Genomic DNA, 3,152 nt, shown 5'->3' on the forward strand with positions numbered 1-3,152 from the left:
AAATAAAGAAAAAAGAAAAGAAAATTTATTTAAAGATCAACTGCATTTGCATCGAACACATCGATAATTAAATCAGCAGCCACTAAATCTTTAATGTTGTCTCCAAATCTGATGAAGTGATCAGTTTGTAAATGTGAACCTAATATTTCTACAGATTCCCATTGTTCAACAAATAATAAGGTTCCGTCACCAGTATTGGAATATAAATTGTAATCTATGTTACCTTCTTCTTTTTTAGTGTTTTCAATTAAATCTTGTGCGAATTCTACAATTTTTTCACAAGCATCTTCATCTTTAGGAATTGCTTTAGCTAAAACTAATATCATATTAATCACCAATTAATAGTTTTAAATAAATATATACAGTTTAATAAATAAAAACATATCGAATAAAGATTATATCAAATTCATTGAATAAATCAAATTTGTTAGGAGAAGAAAGTTAAATATTATTAAATTAAGATAAGAGGCGACTAATTCAAAATATTTAACTGGGTTGAGAAAAAATACCAATCAATAAAAGATAAGACTTTATCAAACCATATATAATTTATTTAAAACCTATTTTCCCATATAAACCAAAGAAAAGATAAAATTTAATCTTCAAATTGAGGAATTCCAGTAATTCTTAATCCACCATAATGGGATCTGTATTTAATGTTTAATCCGATAAGGAGTGGAGTGATTTTTTCAATAATTCTGGATTTTTCTAAAATTCCAGTATCAATTGCTTTTACACCTGGAAGTTTATTAATGAGTTCAGTAGCTATTTCTTTTGCTTCCTTATCATTTCCTGCAATCAAGCAATCACAGTCGATGTCATTTGGAATATTAGATAAGTGAGAGTTACTGATATTACAGAATGCACAGATAACTTTTGCACCGGTTCCTGCAAGGATTTTGTCAGTTCTTTCTGCAGCAGATCCTTCCATTAAGTCAATGAAACGGAATGGTTTTCCACCAATAGCTGTTTCAAGAGGTACAGTTGCATCGAGAACTATTTTATCTGTACAGAATTCCTTGATTCCTTCAAGAGTAGGTTTTTGTGCTGCAAGTGGTACAGTGAGAATTAAGATGTCTCCAGCCTTTGCTGCATCTTCATTTGCCATCCCTACAATGTTTAAATCATAATCCTTAAGTTCTTCAATTGTTTCTTCAACAATTTGCAATGCCTTTTCTTCCTTACGGGAACCTACAATAACTTCTACCCCTTCAATTGCAAATCTTTTTGCAATTCCTAAACCTTGTGGGCCAGTTCCACCAATAACTGCAACTTTCATGTTATCCTCCTAAAAATATCATAAATAGATAATTAAATAGATAATTTTCATTATCAATAATTTTTTATAAAAAATTTTTAAAAAAAAAGTAATGGAATAAATCCATTACTTTTAAAATCCCTAATTCAAAATCAACGAACTTAGTCGACGTCTAACATTACTACAGGTTTGATTAAGTCTTTAGGTTTTTCTTTCATCAAGAGTAATGCATCTTCGATTTTTTCAAGGCCTTTGAATTTGTGGGTAACTAATAATTCTGGGTCTTGTCTGCCGCATAATGCTAAGTCAGCAAGTCTTTCCATTCTTACTGCTCCACCAGGACATAATCCGTTTTTAATGTTGATGTTGGACATACCGCAACCCCATTCTACACGTGGAATCAATACGTTGTCAGCACCACTTAAGTAGTTTACGTTGGATACGGTTCCTCCTGCTTTTGCAGATTTAATAGCTTCTGCCCATGTGTTTTCTAAGTTACCACCAGCAATAACCACTGAATCTACACCTGCACCATCGGTAAGGTCTCTAACTTGTTCGTCGATAGCTCCGTTTTTATAGTTAATAATGTCGGTTGCACCGTATTTTTTAGCAACTTCGACAGAAATTGGACGTGTACCTGCAGCGAATAATCTACCTGCACCTAAACATTTTGCACCAGCAATAGCTGAAAGACCTACTGCACCGATACCGATAACAAGTACGGATCCACCTAATGGGATGTCAGCGTTTTCGGATCCCATCATACCAGTAGACCACATGTCGGTTAACATTACAGCACCTTCCTCAGATAATCCATCTGGGATAAAGGTTAAGTTTGCGTCAGCCATGTTTACGTGGAATCTTTCACCAAATACACCGTCTTTGAAGTTGGAGAATTTCCATCCACCGAGAGGTTCAGTTGTTTGTGAAGGGAATCCTCTTTGAGCAGCTTCGTCATCCCAGTCAGGGGTAATAGCAGGAACAATTACACGGTCACCAGGTTTGAATTTGGTAACATGGCTACCTACTTCTACAACTTCACCGACTGCTTCGTGACCTAAGACCATGTCTCTTCTGTCACCGATTGCTCCTTCCCATACAGTGTGAATATCTGAAGTACATGGGGATACACAGGTTGGTTTAACAATTGCATCATATGGTCCACATTCAGGTACTTCTTTTTCTACCCAACCGATCTCATTGAGTCTTTTCATTGCAAATCCTTTAAAAGTTGCCATTTTTTCACCTCAAAAATATAAAAATATTTATAAAAAACCTATTTTTCATTTTTCTAATCATCATTTTCAAAAAGAAAAATTTTAAGTGTATAAAATATTCAAAAACCCCAAAATTTAAGAAAAAATCAAGATTTAAACAATATTTAAACACTTATTTTCTAAAAAAAACTAATAAAATCAATTTAATTTAGAAATAGATAGATTTAGTACAAATACTTTTCAAATAAAGGTTTATTTAATTCCATATATAAAATTTACTATTTTTTCATAGATTAAATTCAAATTTATGGATATATAACGATTTAATAAGAAAAATAAGACTTTATGATAATTTTTCATACTTATGATATGAATTTCAATACATATCGCAAAACTGTAAAAAAATGAAAAAAATTAGATTAATAAAAAAAATTTCAAAATAAATATAGAAAACAAAAATTTAGGATAAAAAATTTTGATAATGATGAAAAAATTATTATTTATCTAAAATTTAAAAATGAAGAGGATGTTAAAGAAACTCATGATAAAAAAACATGTTGATGATGAAAATTAAAATCAATGATAAAAACAATTTAAAAACTAGATATCCATAAAAAGAAAAGAATAGATATGATAAAAGAAAATAATGAAAAAGAGAAAAAGAAAAAATAAATAAA

Annotated in this window: 3 protein-coding genes; all 3 read right to left on the reverse strand. The window is 30.9% G+C overall.

What is annotated here, in order from left to right; genetic code table 11:
* Positions 1 to 29: 29 nt before the first annotated feature.
* Entirely contained in the window at positions 30 to 326 is a 297-nt protein-coding gene (locus tag IJE13_RS07980) for a putative quinol monooxygenase (RefSeq protein ID WP_292779137.1), read from the reverse strand.
* 269 nt (positions 327 to 595) lie between these two features.
* Positions 596 to 1,279, reverse strand: coding sequence for an NADPH-dependent F420 reductase (gene npdG / locus IJE13_RS07985; RefSeq protein ID WP_292779139.1), 684 nt, complete (start codon positions 1,277 to 1,279; stop codon positions 596 to 598).
* A 140-nt stretch (positions 1,280 to 1,419) separates the two neighbouring features.
* Positions 1,420 to 2,496 carry an NAD(P)-dependent alcohol dehydrogenase gene (locus IJE13_RS07990; protein WP_292779142.1) on the reverse strand — a complete coding sequence of 359 codons (1,077 nt, stop codon included), beginning with the start codon at positions 2,494 to 2,496 and terminating at the stop codon, positions 1,420 to 1,422.
* Positions 2,497 to 3,152 lie beyond the last annotated feature (656 nt).

It is taken from the genome of Methanobrevibacter sp. (assembly GCF_017410345.1).
Taxonomy (GTDB): Archaea; Methanobacteriota; Methanobacteria; order Methanobacteriales; family Methanobacteriaceae; genus Methanobrevibacter.

What these genes read in the sequence shown, in the direction of transcription:
- IJE13_RS07980 (WP_292779137.1), bottom strand. Translation starts at nt 326, where the DNA reads ATGATATTAGTTTTAGCTAAAGCAATTCCTAAAGATGAAGATGCTTGT.
- npdG (WP_292779139.1), bottom strand. Translation starts at nt 1,279, where the DNA reads ATGAAAGTTGCAGTTATTGGTGGAACTGGCCCACAAGGTTTAGGAATT.
- IJE13_RS07990 (WP_292779142.1), bottom strand. Translation starts at nt 2,496, where the DNA reads ATGGCAACTTTTAAAGGATTTGCAATGAAAAGACTCAATGAGATCGGT.